The organism is Maribacter algae (assembly GCF_047345745.1).
Classification (GTDB): domain Bacteria; phylum Bacteroidota; class Bacteroidia; order Flavobacteriales; family Flavobacteriaceae; genus Maribacter.
In genome coordinates this window covers 1,393,342-1,412,224 of record NZ_JBLFES010000001.1, presented here as the reverse complement: position 1 = coordinate 1,412,224, position 18,883 = coordinate 1,393,342, and the positions used below count along the sequence as shown (strand labels likewise).

The window sequence follows — 18,883 nt, the reverse complement described above, 5'->3', positions numbered from 1 at the left end:
CAAATTAATTAAGCCACATGAAGTTCCTAAAACGATTGGTAATCACCTTATTTATTTTGGGTGGTCTATTCTATTTTGTTGGTGTCCCCTATCTTCAAAAGCAGACCAAAAAATATAGTCCTGAAAAAACGGCAACCCATACATTTGATAATGCCAAACTCTCGGTCAATTATTCAAGTCCATCAAAAAAGAATCGTATTATATTCGGGGAATTAGTTCCTTTTGGACAAGTATGGAGAACCGGAGCCAATGAGCCAACGACCTTTACCAATTCTGCCCAGATAGATATTATAGATAAAAAACTACCTGCCGGCACTTATTCTTTATGGACGGTACCCGGAAAAGAAAGTTGGAAAATCATTTTCAATAAAGAAGTTCCGGATTGGGGCGTTACCTTGTTGAGCGGTGGTTCCGAAACGACTAGAAATCCTAAGGAAGATGCAGTTACCGTAGAAGTCCCTGCGAGAACAATAGGCACTCCGGTAGAACAGTTTACCATAGACTTTAAGAACAATGAAAATCAGCTGTATTTAAATCTACTTTGGGATACGGTAAGTATAAATGTCCCTATCAATAAATAAAACCTAGAAAAATAAAATTCATTGAGTTCCAATAAACCAATACGATTTAAAAAACCTTTGCCCGAAGTAAAAGATTTGATAAAGGGAATAGTATCCAATGATATTGCTACATTAAGCAAAGCCATCACACTTATTGAAAGTACAAAACAGGAACACCAGCAGCTGGCCAATGAAGTTATAGAAAACTGTCTAAAACAAAAAAAACAAGCGTTTCGCATCGGAATAACAGGTGTTCCAGGAGTCGGAAAAAGTACATTTATTGAACGCTTTGGAAAAATGCTTACGGCTACGGGCAAAAAAATAGCAGTATTGGCCGTAGATCCTACCAGTAGTAAAAGCAGAGGAAGTATTTTGGGAGACAAGACCCGTATGCAAGAGTTGGTACTGGACCAAAACGCCTTTATTAGACCTTCCCCGTCCGGAGATTCCTTGGGTGGCGTTACGCGGAAAACTAGGGAGAGCATTATTCTATTGGAAGCTGCCGGGTATGATATTATTATTATTGAAACAGTGGGTGTGGGACAGAGTGAAACGGCCGTTCACGATATGGTAGATTTTTTTCTGTTATTAAAACTTGCAGGTGCCGGGGATCAATTACAAGGTATTAAAAGAGGTATCATGGAAATGGCAGATGCCATCGCCATCAATAAAGCTGACGGAGATAACATAAAGCCAGCAAAACAGGCTGAAGTTGAATTCAAAAGGGCCCTGCATTTATTCCCTCCAAAAGAAAATGGATGGACTCCCAAAGTCATGAGCTGTTCCGCGCTTAAAGACGATGGATTAAAAGAAATATGGGAAATGATGCAAAACTTTTACGATAGTGCCCAAATCTCCGGCGATTTCATCAAAAACAGACGCCTTCAAAATAAGAGTTGGTTGACCCAACATATTGAACTCATCCTGAAAATGGATTTTACCCAAAATCCCAAGGTAAAAAAACTACTGCCCATTTTAACCGAAAAGGTAATGGAGGGGCAATTATCCCCTTTTGCAGCAGCTGAAGACATTATCCGGGAATACAAGAACGGGTAAAGCTCCTTATATTTTACAAAACTAACTATGGATAAAAAACATAACTTTGCCATAAATCCTAATACAACCTAATGGATCCTATCACATCCTCACTACTATCTATAGTTGTTCCCTTGTATAACGAAGCTGAAAATGTAGCACTACTGACCACTAAAATCCACGAAAGTCTAGTGGGTTACAAGTACCAGATCATCTATATAGATGATTTTTCTACGGATGCCACTAAACAGATAGTGAGGGGAATGAATGACGATAAGGTGCACCTTATAGAACTTAAAAAGAATTATGGGCAAAGTTTAGCGCTTGCCGCCGGAATAGATTATGCAGAAGGGGAATATATCATCACCATGGACGGTGATCTGCAAAATGACCCGAGCGATATTCCACAGATGCTATCTTATGCAGTAGATGGCGAATACGATCTCATTACGGGCATACGACAAAAAAGAAAAGATTCGCTAGTTAAAAAAATACCCTCTAAAATTGCCAATTTCCTAGTTCGCAGAATCACTAAATTGGATATAAAGGATAATGGCTGTGCCTTAAAGGTATTTACTAGGGACATTGCCAAGGATTTGAATTTGTATGGCGAAATGCACCGTTTCATTACTTTATTGGCCCACCTGGAAGGCGCCCAAATAAAGCAAGTACCGGTTAAGCACCATGCTAGGCATGCAGGTGTTTCAAAATACGGTCTGGAACGCGTTTTTAAGGTAGTAGCGGATATGATGTTGCTCCTTTTCATAAGAAAGTATTTTCAACGCCCTATTCACCTGTTTGGTATTTTCGGTTTCTTGATGATTCTATTGGGTGTTTTGGTCAACATTTATTTACTAATTGTAAAGTTAGGGCTAGGAGAAGATATTGGCACCCGACCTTTGTTGATGTTTGGAATGATGTTTATTTTGGCGGGCATTCAATTGTTTACCATTGGTATTGTCATGGAGTTATTGATTCGCACATACTATGAATCCCAGAAAAAACGGCCATATCGTATCAAAAAAGTAAGTATAGGTGGCAAATCTGCGTAAGACGGGTATCACCCTATTAAAAATCCTTTTTAGCGCGGTATTGGTCTATTTTATCCTCACTAAAATTGATATTGATGAAATAGGGGAAACCCTTAAAAAGAGTAATCCTTTTTATATATTCATTGGGGCTATTTTTTTTCTACTTTCCAAGATTATCGCAGCCTTTAGATTAAACCGTTATTTTCATCAACTCGCTGTTTTTCTGACCCAAAAGAGCAATTTAAAACTGTATTTTCTGGGTATGTTCTACAATTTATTTCTGCCCGGAGGTATTGGTGGGGATGCCTACAAAGGCTACCTCATCAAAAAAAAATTTAATGTTCCTACGAAAAGGGTCGTAAGTGTTTTGGTGCTGGACAGATTAAGTGGATTACTGTTGCTTTTCATTTATGCCTGTTTATTGATTATCGCGTTAAATCATCGAATAATTGGGCAGTACCGATTACTGTTCTTCATTGGTATTCCATTGGCAATAGTAGTTTTCTGGATATTGAACAAGCGCTTTTTTAAGTATGTACTTCCTGTTTTCTGGGCCTCTTTTTTATATTCTGCAGGAGTTCAATTAGCGCAATTGGTCTGTATTTGGTTCATTATGTTGAGTCTGAATATCCAGACCGATCACATAGCGTATATGGTCATTTTTTTGGTTTCCTCCATAGTTTCTGTTTTACCCCTTACCATAGGCGGTATTGGCAGTAGGGAAGTTACTTTTTTTTATGGGGCATCACTTTTGGGGCTAAGCGAAACGGTATCTATTGGGATTAGCGTCATTTTCTTTTTGATAACAGCGTTGATATCGCTTGTAGGTATAGTATATCACTTTAAAAAAATAACCTTGTTGAAAGTTCCTGAACGATAAAGGCTTTTAATAAATTATTTTAAGTAAATCAAATGTCTTTTGTTCAGTACTTTACTCCTCGTATTAGGGTTTAGAAATTTCCCTTGTAGCCTTGTAATTCTGAACTGGTCCACAGAAATCTGCCGGTTCCAATCCAATCCTGCTTCTCTCAATTTTTCCAGTTCCTTATCATCTAGGTAAAGCCAAATGTTCTTTTGCGCTTTGATTACATCAAAAGTAGTTATCTGAACAGGATACCGATTATAAAAATCCAAAGCCCAGGTGTGCGTATCTGAAATCTTATAGATTTTATCGACAGAAATCCGTTCTTCCTTAATGATTTGAGCCATGGAGGAGCCACCTTGGTATTTCAATAAATTAGGATAAAAATGCAGATTCAGTACCATGTTCAAGAGCAATGCCGCACAGACCGAAATGGTAATCATACGGGAGTATCTATCCTCTTGCTTCATGGCATAATAGACTATTATTATGGCAGCGACTCCCAAAACCAGATAAGAAAAAATGTTTGAAAGTTTAAAAACGAAAAATGATATGAGCGATGCCGCTATAAATACCACACACAAGATAAAATATTGTCCTGCCATTAAATACTTTGTTGCCTTTTTCTTATCAAATCGATAGATGTCATACATATAGGAAGCCGTCAAAACAGAAAACAATGGAATCGTAATATTCAAATAGTGTGGCAGTTTAAATTGGGCAAAACTGATAATGATGAAAATGAGCGTAATACCTCCTATGGTCAGAAATTCATATTTTTCGTTATACTGAAATTTCAATTTGATAAATGTCTTGGTTCTGCACCAAAATGCCGTAAGTCCTAAAATAGTCCATGGCAGAAAGACCCATAAAAAAGTATGGAAAAAGAAGAGGTAATCACTACTGTTTTTTCCTATTCCCTCACCGCTCAAACGCTCAAAACTTTGCTCCCAAAAAATAAAGAAGATGCCACTTCTATTTGCTTTACCTCTAATTATTTTCTCAGGATGTAAATCAAATTGATGATAGTAAGCGTATAACATTGGGGCAATGGTCAATGTAAAAATCAAAATGGCCACCAGTATTTTCCAACTTAAGAAAGCTTTCCAATTTCGGGTATAGGCAATATGGCACAATATCGGCAACCCAATGACCAATAGTGCTATCTGCCCTTTGGTAGAAAATGCGATACCGGCCGCAAAAGCGCCCAAAACAATAGCTCCCAAGTTTCTGAGCTGAACGTATTTGGCCAATTGCCAAATGGAAAGGACGGAAAATCCGGTCAAAATAGCATCGGTACGTACGTCTATAGCACCAAGAACTATGGTTTGTGACGTCATAAAAACTAGCGCTGCAAGTTTACCGGTATGCCCATTGTACAACAGTTTCCCCAGTCCATAACAGCTGTATGCGCCTAGTAGGGTTGCTAAGATTCCCGGGATGCGGTATGCCCAATCATAAATCCCAAAAATCTTGAAGGACAGCGCGGCCAACCAATAGTGCATATGCGGTTTATCCAAATACTCGTTCGGCCCTTTGAACAAACTTAAGAAATCATTTTCCTGAACCATTCGCATGGCCATTACGGCAAATTGGGCGGAATCATTCTCAAATAAGGTGACGAACATCCCAACGATATAGACGAGAACTATCAATGACAGTAAGAACCAATACCTAAGGTTGGAAATCATAGCAGAAATTTCTGACGTGCAAATATAAATAACTTTATAAATACACATCCCAATAAAGAACCGATAGCAGCTCCGGTGATGATATCCAATGGAAAATGAACACCAATATAGACCCTACTAAGAGCCACTAGGGTAGCCCATACGAGCAAAATGTAGCTTATATATTTCAATTCCGTTTTGAGGATTGTCATGAAAAAAATGGCAAGCGCAAAGGAGTTTGCCGCATGTGCGGAAAAGTATCCGTATTGTCCGCCACAATAACTTTTCACCAATCTCATTTTTTCCAAAATATCCGGGTCATGGCAAGGGCGTAAGCGGCCAACGCCATATTTGAATAAATTACTTAACTGATCGGATACGGTAATCAATAACGCAACAGTAATTACCAGTGCAATGGTTTGTTTTAATCCCAATTTTCTAAAGGACAGTACTAGCAGAAATACATATAGCGGAACAGCACTTAACTTATGGGATATAAACTGCCAAATTGTATCAAAGGCCGGAGTACCCAGACCGTTCAGGTAAAGGAAAAATTCCTTGTCCAGCTCCAAGAGTGCGTCCAACATAAAACCTAATCTTCGTATCTGGAAATTTCGCGATCATAGAAAGCAGAGGCCGCATTGATCATATTTTCGGTCTCGGTCTCCAATTCCTTTTCATCTTCTTTGGAGAATTCCTCCAACCATTCCACTTCGTCATTTTCTAGATTGATGATGAATCTAGGATATTCAGTATGTACAATAAATATCGCTGAAGGGTAATCCGTATTATCGCCCAGTAAAAACTTTGGAACTTCCATAAGTGTTAAAAATTAAAAACTATAATTAAGTGCAGTTTAAAACGATTGTTGAACTTGATCGTGAATCAATTTTTTTGTCAAATAATTAAATCGAATATACAACATAATGGCAGATGCCGTGAGTCCGGTAAGCAATCCCAACCAAATACCTATACTCCCTAAACCGGTGTGCAATCCCGTATAATAAGAAATCGGAAAACCAATGACCCAATACGCTATGAAAGTAATCAAAGTAGGTATCTTAACATCTTGCAGCCCCCTGAGCGCTCCCAACACTACCACTTGAATGCCATCCGAAATTTGAAAGAACGCAGCTACCAAAAGTAACTGTCCCGCCAATACCAGTACTTCTGTAGTATCGTTTACATTCAAAACATCGTTCAAATCCAAATATAGTGTGGGAAACCAATTCCTGCCCCATAAAAAAAGTATGGCAAAAATGATTTCCAATAAAAAAGTCAAAAAGAAAATAGATTGTGCTATACGCCTTAATTCCTTAAAGTTCTTGAGTCCTTTTTGATTGCCCACACGAATCATAGCGGCCACTCCAAGGCCCATTCCAAACATAAATGTCATACTGCTCAGGTTTAAAGCTATCTGGTTGGCCGCTTGTGGGTTTTTGCCCAAAACACCGCTTAACCAAATAGCGGCCGTAAATATGGCCACCTCAAAGAACATTTGTAATGCAGAAGGAAACCCCAAAGCGATTATTTTTTTAATGACTTTACTCTCAATGGATAAAAAATTAAAACGAACCACATAGTCGTGGGTTTTTTTCTTGCTTCTAAGTAAGACCCATAGATAGCCCACCATCATAAACCTTGCTACCAAAGTCCCGATGGCCGCACCTACGACACCCAACTTTGGAAAACCGAACATTCCGAAAATCAAGACATAATTAAGTAGAATATTGACCACATTGGCAATAACAGTGGCATACATAGGATATCGCGTTTGTGACAATCCCTCTGAAAATTGTTTAAACGCTTGAAAAATAATCAGCGGAACCAAAGAGAAAGCTACAAGATCCAAGTATGGCATGGCCAATGCTACAACCTCTTCCGGTTGCTTCATTAAAAACATCAGGGGCTGTGCTAACAGAATCAATCCAAATAAAGAAAATCCTAAGATGGTACAAAGCACTAGGCCGTGTTTCAATGCTTTTTTTGCATTATTCTCGTTACCGGCTCCGTCCGCCTCAGCGACCAAAGGCGTAATAGCGGTAGAAAAACCTATGCCTAGGGACATGGCTATGAAAACAAAGCTATTTCCTAGAGATACGGCGGCCAACTCTGCTGTTCCCAATTGCCCTACCATCACATTATCGGCAAATTGGACAAAGGTGTGTCCCAACATTCCTAAAATAACAGGAACAGAAAGTCTTATATTATAGGAAAATTCTTTTGTATAGTTTTGGAACAAGGTAGTTTTTGGGGCAAAGATACTTTTTAAAGAAGATTGTTTTAGGGAAAGAAAGAATTTAAAAACGATAGCAAATTTGGCTTTTTGGGAAAATTCAAAATGTTGTAAGAAATTATATTTACTTTTAGAAAAAATTAGCTACACGAGATTTGAAAATTTCATTTGTCAATTAAATCTCGAACCACAAAGAAAAAACCGACCATGTCCAAAGACACATCGCACAAACTGCGGTATGCCATATTTATCCTAACGGTAGTTGTCACTATTATTTTGAACAATATCATTGTCCAACATAACATAGATTTACAGCTTTCCGATGCCAAGGTGATAAACATGGCGGGTAGACAACGCATGCTTAGCCAACGTATCGCAAAAGAAATTCTTTTAAAAGATGGTTTATCGGGTGATGAATCCAAAGATGAACTTAAGGTACTGGTCTCGGAGTGGGAAAATACCCATAACTTATTGAAATCAGGAGATGCGGGTATTGAAAATACGACTCAAGTAGATAGTCTTTTCCAGCAGTTAGAGCCTTATTATTCTCAAATATTACAGGCATCCGAGACGACACTTAAAGCTATTGAAACTTACCCGTCCGGAAAGGCAAAAGAGTACGTATTAAATTCGGAATCACACTTTTTGAAAATCATGGACCAGATTGTCATGGAATATCAAAAAAGCGCGGAAACCAAACTTAAGAAGACAAAAAATATTGTTTTACTATTATCATGTATTTCCATTTTAGTGCTTTTGGGTGAATTCATATTTATCATTTTACCTTTCTTCAACCGGCTAAATGAAAAAAATAGGGATCTGGCCCAAAGTAATGCCAGACTATCGGATTTTGCGCACATTACTTCCCATAATTTACTCGGCCCCATAAGCAACCTCAATAGCTTGCTACATATTTACAAGATAGTTCCTGAGGAAGAAAAAGAGGAAGTTATGGATAAATTTAAAAAAGTGACGGACGAGCTTAATTTGACCATGACCACCATGGTAGAGACATTAAGGACCCAAAATAATAACCATAAAAAGATACTTCCCATTGTACTTGACAAAGTGCTTTCCAAGACTAAAAAATTAATGGCATCAGAATTGGAGCATAACCATGCACGTATTAAAACCGATTTTGAATTGCATACAATAACTTTTAACAGGTTTTATATGGAAAACATTTTTAAGAATTTGATAAGTAATTCCATTAAGTTCAAAGCTCCGGACAGAGCCCCTGAAATTCACATAAGAAGTATGAAAATCAAAAATAGGCCTACCCTTATTTTTAAGGATAATGGTTTAGGCATAGATATGGAAAGGCAAGGGCATAAGCTTTTCGGGTTATTTAAAACTTTTCATAGAAACAAAAATGCCAGAGGCATTGGTCTATTTATGGTCCGTACCCAAATAGAAGCTTTGGGCGGCACTATTAGCGCTACTAGCAAAGTGAACGAAGGAACCACTTTCACAATAACTTTTTAAAGAACACCAGATGAGCAAACCTTTTTTGATATGTATCATAGATGATGATGATATTTATAGATATACGATTACCAGAAACTTAAAAGCCCTTAACATCTCCCAAAAAGTATTGATTTTTACGGATGGCGAAGAGGCCATTAATTTTATGATCGATAATGTGGGGAACAGTCAAAATCTACCCGATATTATTTTCCTCGACATTAACATGCCCATTATGGACGGGTTTGAATTTATTGAAGAATATGTAAAATTGAAACCGAGAGTGGGAAAGAAAATCTTAATCTATATGGTTTCTTCCTCCGTTAACCCGGTAGATATTGAAAGAGCGGAAGCCATATCCGAAATTTCCGATTATTTGATAAAACCCATTGAACGCAACAAACTCATTGGGCTTATCAAGAGTTTGGAACAAGAAGGTAAATTAGGTTAGCCCTCCCTAGTTTTAGCCTGATTCCAATAACCATCCATTTCCGCTAGTGACATCTCCTTTAGGGATTTGCCCATTTTCTTGGATTTTGCCTCTAGGTACTGAAAACGCTTGGCAAATTTTTTATTGGTGCGTTCCAAGGCGTTTTCAGGATTTATTTTCAAAAATCTGGCATAATTGATCATGGAAAAAAGCACATCTCCAAACTCATCCTCGATTTTAGCAACATCGCCATTTTTAAGCTCTTCTTGTAACTCTTCCAATTCTTCTTTCACCTTTTCAAAAACTTGCTGGGGTTCCTCCCAATCAAACCCAACGCCAGCTACTTTATCTTGAATTCGGTTTGCCTTGACCAATGCGGGAAGACTTCTTGGTACTCCTTCCAAAACACTTTTTTTACCCTCTTTCAATTTTATTTGTTCCCAATTCTGCTTCACCTCTTCTTCGTCCGCTACTTGAACATCACCATAAATATGAGGATGTCTGTTAATCAATTTATCACAAATTCCGTTTGCCACATCAGCGATATCGAATGTTTTGGTTTCCGATCCGATCTTGGCATAAAAAACAATGTGCAACAATAAATCTCCAAGCTCCTTTTTTACTTCCTCCAGATCATTATCCAAGATAGCATCGCCCAGTTCGTAGGTTTCTTCAATGGTTAGATGACGTAAGGTTTCCATGGTCTGCTTTTTGTCCCAAGGACATTGCTCCCTTAATTCTTCCATAATCGTCAATAACCTATCAAAAGCTTTGAGTTGCTGGGCTCTAGTGTTCATATATTCTTCTTTGATATCATTGTCCAAGCACACTTTTGATAAAACAAGCTTTGATCTGATATTTTGTACATTTAAAAAACAAAAATACCATTTAAAATAATCATCCATCAAAATCAAATACATCATGAAGAACATCTTTAAAAAAGAAGTAACCGATGAAGTTATCGACCGAATTGAAAACCTAACGCCAGAAACTCCAAACCTTTGGGGAAAAATGAATGTAGCACAGATGCTAGCGCATTGCAACGTAGCCTATGATATGACGTTCACCGATAAATATCCCAGACCCAAAGGTTTTAAAAAGTTTATGATTAAACTATTTGCCAAAAATCTGGTCGTAGGGCCCAAGCCCTATAAAAAAAACTTAAGAACAGCTCCGGAATTTCTCATTACAGATGAAAGAGATTTTCTAAAAGAAAAGGAATTATTGATCCATAACCTTAGAAAGACCCAGGAACTTGGGGAAGCACATTTTGAAGGAAAAGATTCTCACGCCTTTGGCCCTTTGACCGCTAAACAATGGAACGTTCTTTTCTACAAGCATTTAAATCATCATTTGGAACAATTTGGGGTATAAATTATCGGATTATTATCGTTCTGTTTGTTGATAAAAATTTGTATTCGATAAGCAATCTTAAAAATTCATCCTTTTTTTTCTAACTTACCTCATCAAACATTCATTGTAATAATGACGGCTTATCTTTTTGAATTTATAGGAACGGCAATGCTAATACTTATTGGAAATGGTATTGTTGCCAATTTGGTACTGAAAGAAACAAAAGGGGCCGATTTGGGCTGGGTCGGTATTTCCATGGGTTGGGGTATGGCGGTTTTCATCGGTGTTTTTATTTCGGCAGATGGGAGCGGTGCCCACATCAATCCTGCAGTTACCTTTGGCCTATCCATTGCCGGGAAATTTTCATGGGATTTGGTTCCCGGTTATATTATATGTCAAATACTTGGTGCCATGATGGGAAATCTTCTCGTTTGGCTCACCTACAAAAAACAATATGAAAGCACACAGGATACTGATGCTATCTTGGCCACTTTTTCGACTTCACCTGCAATCAGAAGTCCTTTTTGGAATATGGTTACGGAAATTATTGGAACATTCGCACTAGTCTTTGGTGTGTTTTTTATTGCTGGCGGTTCAGTAGGAGAAGAAACTATTTCTTTAGGGTCAATAGATGCTTTGCCCGTTGCACTTTTGGTAATAGGCATCGGTTTTGGACTTGGTGGCCCCACCGGCTATGCCATTAACCCTGCCAGGGATTTTGGACCAAGACTGTTACATGCGATCTTACCTATAAAAAATAAGGGGAAGAGCGATTGGCGCTATGCATGGGTTCCTATCGTTGGTCCGTTTATTGGGGCGGTAATAGCGGCCATGGCTTTCATGGCCTTACACTGACTTCGAAATCATAAAACATACAATAAGGCAAGCCATGACAGACCGAATCCCTAAATCCTCTACATATCTAAACCCTACTTTCCTCCTATTTCTTTTATTGAACCTAACCGTGCTAGGGCAAGAAAATACATTCACCGAAGAAGTACATACTATAACGGAAAATTACGATTCTGTTTGGGACGAATCCAAAGAAACAATTGTATTTACAGGGAGTTCCAGCATTCGCTTATGGAAGAATTTAGAAGAATCTTTTCCGCAACACCAGATTATCAATACCGGTTTTGGGGGTTCACAGGCTTCGGATTTATTGTATCATATTGATGATTTGGTCATTAGATACCTTCCCAGTAAAGTTTTTATCTATGAAGGTGATAATGATATTTTCTCCAAGAAGAGACCGAATAAAATTATTTTAACGACTGAGCAGATTATCCAACGTATCTGGTATCATAAGAATGATGCGCAAATCGTATTGATTTCTGCAAAACCCAGTATCAGCAGATGGAAATTGAGAGGAAGGTATAAAAGGTTAAATAGAAAATTGGAACGTTTAAGTCGAACAAACCCACTTTTGACCTTTGTAGATGTATGGAATCCGATGTTGAACGGACGGAAACCTAAAAAAGAAATTTTCATTTCGGACGGTCTTCATATGAATCAAAAGGGATATGACATTTGGTTTAATACCATGAAGCATTTAGTAGAGTAATTTTAATATAGAATAATGGCAAAAAATATCATAAGGATTTTTTTTTTAGTTGCTTTCATCTTGGCATTCACGGCATGTGAAGAAAAAAAGAAAAGGATACCGATGCCTGTTACCGACATGGCCAAAGTGAGTCTCATACCAAAACCATTGAAAATTATCCCCACAAACTCCGCATTTGCTTTAGATAGATATACCGCCATTTACACCCCAAAAAGCAACAGTGGTTTTGAGGAAGTAGCACTGTTCTTGGCGAAGAAATTAAAATCGAAAATCGATTTGGACATTCCCGTAAACACGGAGACGGAAAATCCTGTTGAACGTATTATTTATATCAATCAATCGGACAGTGTGGCATTGGAAAAACCGGAATCGTATGAACTATATATCAACCAAGACTCCATTATTCTTAATGCAAACACTCCGGAAGGAGCGTTTCGCGGCATTCAGACCTTAAGGCAGTTAATTCCAGAACAAAGCAATGACACCCTTGCAGAGCAGAAGATTTGGCCCGTACCCTCGGGAAAAATAATGGATAATCCTGTTTTTGCCTACCGAGGTTCCATGTTAGATGTAGCCCGACATTTTTTTAGCGTGGAGGACGTAAAAAAATACATTGACCTTTTGTCCTACTATAAAATAAATGTTTTGCACCTGCATTTATCCGATGATCAAGGTTGGCGTATTGAAATAAAGTCTTGGCCAAAATTGACCGAAATAGGTGGTAGTACAGAAGTTGGGGGCGAATCAGGTGGTTTTTATACCCAAGAGGATTATAAAGAAATTGTCCGTTATGCCGCCGAACGTTATATGACCGTTATTCCTGAAATTGATATGCCCGGTCATACAAATGCAGCCTCCGTCTCCTACCCAATTTTGAACGGAAATGGCAAAACACCAAAATTATATGAAGGCATGCGGGTAGGTTTCAGCACTTTTGACACTAGGAAGGATACTGTTTACAGTTTTATTGATGACGTAGTACGAGAAATATCCGCAATAACGCTAGGTCCCTATTTTCATATCGGGGGCGATGAAAGTCATGTGACCAAAAAGAAAGACTATATATTTTTTGTAAACAAGGTCGAGAAAATAGTCCAAAAATATGGCAAGCGAATGATAGGGTGGGACGAAGTGGCTGTAGCTGACGTGGATTCGACCTCAATTTCGCAGTGGTGGAAGAGCGAAAAAAATGCAAAATTGGCAATTCAGAAGAATATGAAGATGATTGTATCACCTGCCAATAAAGCATATTTGGATATGGAGTATGATACGCTATCCAAACACGGATTGCATTGGGCGGCCTACATTCCCGTTGACACGGCCTATATTTGGAATGCGGAAACCTATGGCAATATTCCTATGGAAAACATATTGGGGGTCGAAGCACCATTATGGTCGGAGACCATAAGCACTATTGAGGAATTGGAGTATTTGGCTTTTCCCCGTATTATTGGTTATTCCGAATTGAGCTGGTCTACTATAGAAAATAGGGATTGGGAAGATTATAAGGTGAGATTGGGCGATCAAGCTCCTTATTTGGATAGAATGAATGTTAAATATTATCCTTCCCCTCGTATTGATTGGAAAAAAAGCAAGTTCACTTATAAAACCATAGAAAAGGATTAGTTAAAAAAAGCTGTCCAAAATGGAATAAGAAAATAGACCTTTTTGGACAGCTTTTTTTGATTTTCTACTTTTTCATTCCAGGTAATCCTTCAGGCTTTATGGTTTGCCAATTAAATTTTCCGGCTTTTTTAGTGACCGGCCATACTTCATCCAAGGTATCGGCATCATATACTTTACCATTTTTAATAACGTGGCTCAGCGTATTGGTATGGCGAAGATTTTCTATTGGGTTATCCTTTAAAACAACAATGTCTGCCAGTTTTCCAGGTTCAATGCTCCCTAAATCCCCATCGAGACCAAGTGCCTCTGCTCCAATAATCGTAGCGACCCTCAACGCATCATGAGTAGCCATTCCACCGCTGCCTACCGACCATAACTCCCAATGAAAACCGAGACCTTGTAGCTGTCCGTGACTGCCCACGCCACCAAGACCATCGGCCTCTATAAGGTCTTTCATAAATTCTGCATGTTTTTTAAATATATGCTCCTCGTCCATAAACCAACCCGGTCTTCTCCTACTCTTTCTTGCCAATTCTTTATAAGGTGTAAAATATTGCAGTTTTTCGTCTCCCCAAACATTTTCCCTAGAGTAGTAATAATTTTCTGCCCATGGACCACCATAAGAGACCAACAAAGTGGGCGTAACGGCCATTTTTGATTCGGCAACCGTTTTTATCACATCATCATAAATAGGATAAATGGGGAAAGAATGTTCATGACCGGGATATCCGTCCAATAACTGCGTCATGTTCAGTTTAAAATCAAGTCCGCCTTCCGTAGTAGGCATTAATTTTAATTCTTTACAAGCCTCAATAACCCATTGTCTATGTTGCCTATTACCTACCCTATACATTTTGATGGATTTGGTATCGTAGTAATTGCTATACTGTTTTAAGACCTCTTTGGTATGTTCCAAACTTTCCAGATTATAGCCCCAATAGCCCAGACCAGGCCCGGTACTATATATTCTAGGACCATCTACTATACCCGCTTCTACCATATCGGAATAGGACAATACATCTGTAGTTCCTGTTTGGGGATCACGTGTGGTAGTTACACCATATGCTAAATTTGCCGCATACATCCATACTTGATTTTTGTGTACGCCCCATGCGGGTCTCAAATGCGCATGTACATCTACAAAACCAGGCATCAACGTTTTTCCGGTAACATCTATTTCCTTTGTGCCTTCCGGTATGTTGAGACTGCCGGAAGCACCTACCTGTTTGATTCTATTATTCTCTATGAGAATATCCCCATTTTCAATGATTTCTTTTCCCTTCATCGTGAGGATACGACCACCCCTTAATACCAAAGTACCTTCTGGAATATCTTTTTTGTAGGAAACGTTTATTTTAAATTCATCGGCCTTAAACTTATTTTGCTTTTCTTTTTTAGCTACCGTATCTACTTTAGTACTATCCTTATCAATTTCCTTCTGCTCGATAGCCAAACTGTCCTTATATTTTTTCCCTTTTTCCACATCATATCTAAAATGACTGGAACCCAAGGACCAGTGTACTTTTTTACTATCCGATGACCATGCGGGAAACTCTCCCCCAATAACGGTAAGTTTCATGGCAGGAAACGAGGCCTTATCCGCTTTTTTTAATGATATCACGGGAGTTTTTCCGTACTTGGGAATAGCGCTCAAATAAATATCGTTATTAATTTTTGCCATTGCCGTCGTACCATCAGGAGAAATTTTGATAACACTTGGTCTGGAAGATTTTTTATCTTCCGCACCAGCTTCTTGGGGTAGTGCGTGATGATGCCCAAAAGCATCTTGGGAACCATAGGTGACAATTCCTTTTATTTCCACATGCGTTTTCTCATCGGTTCCGTCCCATCGGATCGATTTTAAGCCTTTTGCGGAATCGGTCAGATAAATGCGATTATCTTTTTTGGTAAAGTGAGGCTGCATTCTTCCCTTGGATTTATCAATGAAGTTGATTTCGCCCCCATCGGCATCAATCCATACCAAATCTTCCATAATGGCAGATGACTGTAAGCCTAACAAATCTTGAAAGGATTGCGTGGTTCCCCTGTGAAAAGCGATTCGGTTTGCGTTATAAGCAAATTCAGGATAGGTATAGATTCCCGTTTGCGGAGTTAATTGGGTCAGTTTTTTTCTTCCCGATACATTGATTTTATATAAATGCCCACCACCTTCTTTCCATGTAGTGAAAACAATATATTTACCATCCGGTGACCACGAAGGTTGTGCCTCTATAAAATCATGATCTGTTAGACGCATTGGAGTCCCATTGGGAAAATCCATCAGATACAATCGGTTTAAGGCCGTAAAGGTTAATTTAGTGCCGTCCGGTGAAGGTTTAGCATCCCTAATTTGCGTGGCAAATCCTTCTTTTTCGTCGGTTATCGGATATTTAAAAGTGAGTTTAGGTCCCATATCCAAATTAACATCCACGGAAAAAGGTATTTCTTTTGCGGTATTGTCTTCCACCGAAATAGAATGAATCTTACCTCCATAAGATGCTATAATATTTTTACTGTCGGGCGTAAAGGACATAGCGGGCAAAACGCCCAATGGGGCAATGGATTCCTGTTCATCTCTCTGAACGGGGTACGCCAACCAACGCTCGTCTCCTGTTATTAGATTTCTTAAAACCAGACCTGTTTTGTCCTCAAATCTACTGCCATATACCAAATATTTACCATCTGGAGATAACGTGGGGGTAAATGCGGAACCGTATTTTGATGTGATAACAGCCATATCGGCATCTTCCATATCATACGTTCCTACTTGATATTGAGGTAGTTGCGCATTATAATTCCACGCCCTATTTCGTTGGGAAAAATAAATTAATTTCCCATCGGGACTCACAGCGGGATCAATAGCCTTTAAATTCTCAGGTTCAGAAATAAGCTGACTCCCCGAACCACCTTCCTTGGAATAGATATGCAGTTTTATATTTCTCTTTCCTTTTGATGCAATAATATAATCACCATCCGGTGTCCATTCCGCAGCAAAAAAGTTATGGCTTTTATGTTCGGATATTTGTTTGTCCTTTTTGGTTGCCAAATTCATGGTCCAAACATTATCCGAGCCGCTTTTGTCCGAAATGTAGACCAAGCTTTTACCATCTGGACTAAATCTGGGATGTACTTCATAGGCCATTCCTTTGGTCAGGGCGGTTGCTTTACCACCCGCTACTGGAACGGTATATAAATCCCCCATCAAATCAAAGACTATCGTTTTGCCATCTGGACTCACATCCAAGGAAATCCAAGTACCGTTGTCCGTTGTAAATGAAATATTTCGTTCCGGTTCCAATGGGAGTTCCTTGGTCGCTTTTTTGTTTTCTTGTGCTATACCTATTAGCGAAAATAGCAATGAGATGTGAAGTAATTGTTTCTTGAAGTGCATGTAAAGTATATTTAAAATTAGCCGCTTAAATATAATCAATGGTTTTGGCTTTTGAGCAAAGAAAAAGCCCTAACATGGTCAGGGCTTTGATTATGGGTATCAATAGGTTTTATTCATCTTCGTCATCCCCACCATCCTCGGAAGAGAAATCGGTGATTCCCTTTTCTGTCAATAGATTATACCATTGAATTATTTTTTTTATATCGCTTGCATACACCCTGTCCTCGTCATAGTTTGGTAGTATTTCAAAAAAGTACTCTTCCAATTTTATTTTTTCCGCTTTATGCCCAACAGCAGTTTTCCCTCCTTTTTCCTTTACCTGGATTTTTTGAAAAACTTCCCTGAGCGGTAACTCTTCCTCCAAGGTATAAATAGCAATTTCCGAGAGTACGCTGACATTATTTCTAAGGCCTACGCTCACTTTCTTACCATCTAACAAAGATTCCGCAACAAAGCCGGTTCTTGTCTGGGTTATTAACTTAAAAAGTCCTGGTTTTCCAGCAATTGACAATATTTTATCCAAAGCCATAGTAATTCTTGAGTTTTAGGGTGGCAAATATTAAATTTTTCCAGTAATAATCCTCGGTATTTAACGTCCTTTTTTCATTGCAGGAAAACGCATTTTGTAGTCCACCTTAATTTTCCCTTTTGAAATATTGTTCAACCGGGCTTTGATCAATCGCTTTTTTAGGGAAGAGAGCTTATCCGTAAACAAAATACCTTCTATATGGTCATATTCGTGTTGAATAACGCGAGCCAATAAACCATCATATGTTTGTTGCCTTTTCTTAAAATTTTCATCCCAATACATAATGTTGATGGTTTCCTTTCTATTCACATCCTCACGAACATCCGGTATGCTCAAACACCCTTCGTTAAAGGCCCATTCTTCTCCTGTCTCATCTTCAATTTTAGCATTGATGAAAACCTGTTTAAAACCATTCAATTGTTTTTGTTCCTCGGCGCTTAAATCCTCGTCATCCGAAAACGGGGTGGTGTCAATTACGAACAAACGAATAGGCAATCCTATCTGTGGAGCCGCCAAACCTACCCCGTTGGCATTGTACATGGTCTCCCACATGTTACCAATAAGTTCTTTTAGATTGGGATAATCTTTATCGATATTAGAACCCACTTTTCTCAAAACTGGGTCTCCGTAGGCTATAATGGGTAAAATCATCTAAATACTTTTCAAATAATCCTGTAATATAATTGTGGCACTGATTTCATCTATCAGTGCTTTATTCTGCCTTTTCTTTTTACTTATTCCGGCATCCAACATCGTTTGGAAGGCCATTTTAGAGGTAAATCTTTCGTCTTGTCTCCGTACCGGTATTTGCGGGAAAAGTTTCCTTAGTTTTTCCAAAAAAGGTGTTATCAACGCTTCGGATTCAGATGGTGTATTGTTCATCTGTTTGGGTTCTCCAATAACGATCGTATCCACTTTTTCATCTTTTAGATATCCTGCCAAAAATTCAAAAATAGTTTCGGTCGGAACGGTCTTTAGACCAGAGGCAATTATTTGTAGCTCATCGGTCACGGCAATTCCCGTACGTTTCGCTCCAAAATCCAATGCAAGAATTCTTCCCAAAATCAATTTTTGGCAAAAATAAAGGATAATTTGTTATAAGAAGTGTAACTAATCGCTAATTCATATTCTT

The 18,883-nt window shown here is 38.6% G+C and carries 19 protein-coding genes; 10 read left to right on the top strand and 9 right to left on the bottom strand.

Going from position 1 to position 18,883, the window contains the following annotated elements; genetic code table 11:
- Positions 1 to 17: 17 nt before the first annotated feature.
- From ACKWBX_RS06260 to ACKWBX_RS06245, 4 genes are all read left to right on the top strand, one after another.
- Positions 18 to 581, top strand: coding sequence for a DUF2911 domain-containing protein (locus ACKWBX_RS06260; protein ID WP_413967791.1), 564 nt, complete (start codon positions 18 to 20; stop codon positions 579 to 581).
- A gap of 21 nt (positions 582 to 602) precedes the next feature.
- On the top strand, positions 603 to 1,616 hold the full coding sequence (gene meaB / locus ACKWBX_RS06255) for a methylmalonyl Co-A mutase-associated GTPase MeaB (protein WP_413967790.1): 1,014 nt from the start codon (positions 603 to 605) through the stop codon (positions 1,614 to 1,616).
- Between the two features lie 71 nt (positions 1,617 to 1,687).
- A complete protein-coding gene (locus tag ACKWBX_RS06250) occupies positions 1,688 to 2,647 on the top strand; it encodes a glycosyltransferase family 2 protein (RefSeq protein ID WP_413967789.1) in 960 nt (319 codons plus the stop codon).
- Entirely contained in the window at positions 2,631 to 3,506 is an 876-nt protein-coding gene (locus ACKWBX_RS06245) for a lysylphosphatidylglycerol synthase transmembrane domain-containing protein (protein WP_413967788.1), read from the top strand. Before ACKWBX_RS06250 ends, ACKWBX_RS06245 begins: the two co-directional genes overlap by 17 nt.
- Before the next feature lie 14 nt (positions 3,507 to 3,520).
- Here ACKWBX_RS06245 and ACKWBX_RS06240 read toward each other — a convergent pair whose 3' ends face one another.
- The 4 genes from ACKWBX_RS06240 to ACKWBX_RS06225 are packed head-to-tail and all read right to left on the bottom strand — an operon-like array spanning position 3,521 to position 7,400.
- Positions 3,521 to 5,179 carry an ArnT family glycosyltransferase gene (locus tag ACKWBX_RS06240; RefSeq protein WP_413967787.1) on the bottom strand — a complete coding sequence of 553 codons (1,659 nt, stop codon included), beginning with the start codon at positions 5,177 to 5,179 and terminating at the stop codon, positions 3,521 to 3,523.
- Entirely contained in the window at positions 5,176 to 5,745 is a 570-nt protein-coding gene (locus ACKWBX_RS06235; RefSeq protein ID WP_413967786.1) for a phosphatase PAP2 family protein, read from the bottom strand. The genes ACKWBX_RS06240 and ACKWBX_RS06235 overlap by 4 nt, the downstream gene beginning before the upstream one ends.
- A gap of 5 nt (positions 5,746 to 5,750) precedes the next feature.
- Positions 5,751 to 5,978: a hypothetical protein gene (locus tag ACKWBX_RS06230; protein ID WP_413967785.1), complete on the bottom strand. Its 228-nt coding sequence runs from the start codon at positions 5,976 to 5,978 to the stop codon at positions 5,751 to 5,753.
- A 36-nt stretch (positions 5,979 to 6,014) separates the two neighbouring features.
- Positions 6,015 to 7,400, bottom strand: a complete 1,386-nt coding sequence (locus ACKWBX_RS06225) for an MATE family efflux transporter (RefSeq protein WP_413967784.1) — start codon at positions 7,398 to 7,400, stop codon at positions 6,015 to 6,017.
- Positions 7,401 to 7,601: 201 nt separating this feature from the next.
- On the opposite strand from ACKWBX_RS06225, the gene ACKWBX_RS06220 reads away from it, so the two are divergent.
- Both ACKWBX_RS06220 and ACKWBX_RS06215 read left to right on the top strand, forming a co-directional pair.
- A complete protein-coding gene (locus tag ACKWBX_RS06220) occupies positions 7,602 to 8,879 on the top strand; it encodes an ATP-binding protein (protein ID WP_413967783.1) in 1,278 nt (425 codons plus the stop codon).
- A 10-nt stretch (positions 8,880 to 8,889) separates the two neighbouring features.
- Complete coding sequence (locus ACKWBX_RS06215) at positions 8,890 to 9,309, top strand: response regulator (RefSeq protein WP_413967782.1); 420 nt, start codon at positions 8,890 to 8,892, stop codon at positions 9,307 to 9,309.
- On the opposite strand, the gene mazG is transcribed toward ACKWBX_RS06215, so the two are convergent.
- Positions 9,306 to 10,085, bottom strand: a complete 780-nt coding sequence (gene mazG / locus ACKWBX_RS06210) for a nucleoside triphosphate pyrophosphohydrolase (protein WP_413967992.1) — start codon at positions 10,083 to 10,085, stop codon at positions 9,306 to 9,308. The two genes, ACKWBX_RS06215 and mazG, sit on opposite strands and share 4 nt — an antisense overlap.
- A 124-nt stretch (positions 10,086 to 10,209) precedes the next feature.
- Between mazG and ACKWBX_RS06205 the strand changes: the two genes are divergently transcribed.
- The 4 genes from ACKWBX_RS06205 (at position 10,210) to ACKWBX_RS06190 (ending at position 13,831) form a co-directional block, all read left to right on the top strand.
- Positions 10,210 to 10,662, top strand: a complete 453-nt coding sequence (locus ACKWBX_RS06205; RefSeq protein WP_413967781.1) for a DUF1569 domain-containing protein — start codon at positions 10,210 to 10,212, stop codon at positions 10,660 to 10,662.
- A 111-nt stretch (positions 10,663 to 10,773) separates the two neighbouring features.
- A complete protein-coding gene (locus tag ACKWBX_RS06200; RefSeq protein WP_413967780.1) occupies positions 10,774 to 11,496 on the top strand; it encodes an MIP/aquaporin family protein in 723 nt (240 codons plus the stop codon).
- Positions 11,497 to 11,530: 34 nt separating this feature from the next.
- Positions 11,531 to 12,205: an SGNH/GDSL hydrolase family protein gene (locus ACKWBX_RS06195; protein ID WP_413967779.1), complete on the top strand. Its 675-nt coding sequence runs from the start codon at positions 11,531 to 11,533 to the stop codon at positions 12,203 to 12,205.
- Positions 12,206 to 12,220: 15 nt separating this feature from the next.
- Positions 12,221 to 13,831 (top strand): family 20 glycosylhydrolase, encoded by a 1,611-nt coding sequence (locus tag ACKWBX_RS06190; protein ID WP_413967778.1) that lies wholly within the window; start codon positions 12,221 to 12,223, stop codon positions 13,829 to 13,831.
- A gap of 64 nt (positions 13,832 to 13,895) precedes the next feature.
- On the opposite strand, the gene ACKWBX_RS06185 is transcribed toward ACKWBX_RS06190, so the two are convergent.
- The 4 genes from ACKWBX_RS06185 to ruvX all read right to left on the bottom strand — a co-directional run bounded on the left by ACKWBX_RS06185 (position 13,896) and on the right by ruvX (position 18,813).
- Complete coding sequence (locus tag ACKWBX_RS06185) at positions 13,896 to 17,222, bottom strand: amidohydrolase family protein (RefSeq protein ID WP_413967777.1); 3,327 nt, start codon at positions 17,220 to 17,222, stop codon at positions 13,896 to 13,898.
- A 109-nt stretch (positions 17,223 to 17,331) separates the two neighbouring features.
- Complete coding sequence (locus ACKWBX_RS06180) at positions 17,332 to 17,751, bottom strand: DUF5606 family protein (RefSeq protein ID WP_413967776.1); 420 nt, start codon at positions 17,749 to 17,751, stop codon at positions 17,332 to 17,334.
- A 60-nt stretch (positions 17,752 to 17,811) separates the two neighbouring features.
- Positions 17,812 to 18,402 carry a peptide deformylase gene (def, locus tag ACKWBX_RS06175; protein ID WP_413967775.1) on the bottom strand — a complete coding sequence of 197 codons (591 nt, stop codon included), beginning with the start codon at positions 18,400 to 18,402 and terminating at the stop codon, positions 17,812 to 17,814.
- Positions 18,403 to 18,813 carry a Holliday junction resolvase RuvX gene (gene ruvX / locus ACKWBX_RS06170; protein ID WP_413967774.1) on the bottom strand — a complete coding sequence of 137 codons (411 nt, stop codon included), beginning with the start codon at positions 18,811 to 18,813 and terminating at the stop codon, positions 18,403 to 18,405.
- Between the last annotated feature and the right edge of the window lie 70 nt (positions 18,814 to 18,883).

Coding starts and splice junctions, on each gene's coding strand:
- ACKWBX_RS06190 (WP_413967778.1), top strand. CDS start 12,221: ATGGCAAAAAATATCATAAGGATTTTTTTTTTAGTTGCTTTCATCTTG.
- ACKWBX_RS06220 (WP_413967783.1), top strand. CDS start 7,602: ATGTCCAAAGACACATCGCACAAACTGCGGTATGCCATATTTATCCTA.
- def (WP_413967775.1), bottom strand. CDS start 18,402: ATGATTTTACCCATTATAGCCTACGGAGACCCAGTTTTGAGAAAAGTG.
- mazG (WP_413967992.1), bottom strand. CDS start 10,085: ATGAACACTAGAGCCCAGCAACTCAAAGCTTTTGATAGGTTATTGACG.
- ACKWBX_RS06200 (WP_413967780.1), top strand. CDS start 10,774: ATGACGGCTTATCTTTTTGAATTTATAGGAACGGCAATGCTAATACTT.
- ACKWBX_RS06185 (WP_413967777.1), bottom strand. CDS start 17,222: ATGCACTTCAAGAAACAATTACTTCACATCTCATTGCTATTTTCGCTA.
- ACKWBX_RS06205 (WP_413967781.1), top strand. CDS start 10,210: ATGAAGAACATCTTTAAAAAAGAAGTAACCGATGAAGTTATCGACCGA.
- ACKWBX_RS06230 (WP_413967785.1), bottom strand. CDS start 5,978: ATGGAAGTTCCAAAGTTTTTACTGGGCGATAATACGGATTACCCTTCA.
- ACKWBX_RS06215 (WP_413967782.1), top strand. CDS start 8,890: ATGAGCAAACCTTTTTTGATATGTATCATAGATGATGATGATATTTAT.
- ACKWBX_RS06250 (WP_413967789.1), top strand. CDS start 1,688: ATGGATCCTATCACATCCTCACTACTATCTATAGTTGTTCCCTTGTAT.
- ACKWBX_RS06260 (WP_413967791.1), top strand. CDS start 18: ATGAAGTTCCTAAAACGATTGGTAATCACCTTATTTATTTTGGGTGGT.
- ACKWBX_RS06240 (WP_413967787.1), bottom strand. CDS start 5,179: ATGATTTCCAACCTTAGGTATTGGTTCTTACTGTCATTGATAGTTCTC.
- ACKWBX_RS06195 (WP_413967779.1), top strand. CDS start 11,531: ATGACAGACCGAATCCCTAAATCCTCTACATATCTAAACCCTACTTTC.
- ACKWBX_RS06180 (WP_413967776.1), bottom strand. CDS start 17,751: ATGGCTTTGGATAAAATATTGTCAATTGCTGGAAAACCAGGACTTTTT.
- ACKWBX_RS06235 (WP_413967786.1), bottom strand. CDS start 5,745: ATGTTGGACGCACTCTTGGAGCTGGACAAGGAATTTTTCCTTTACCTG.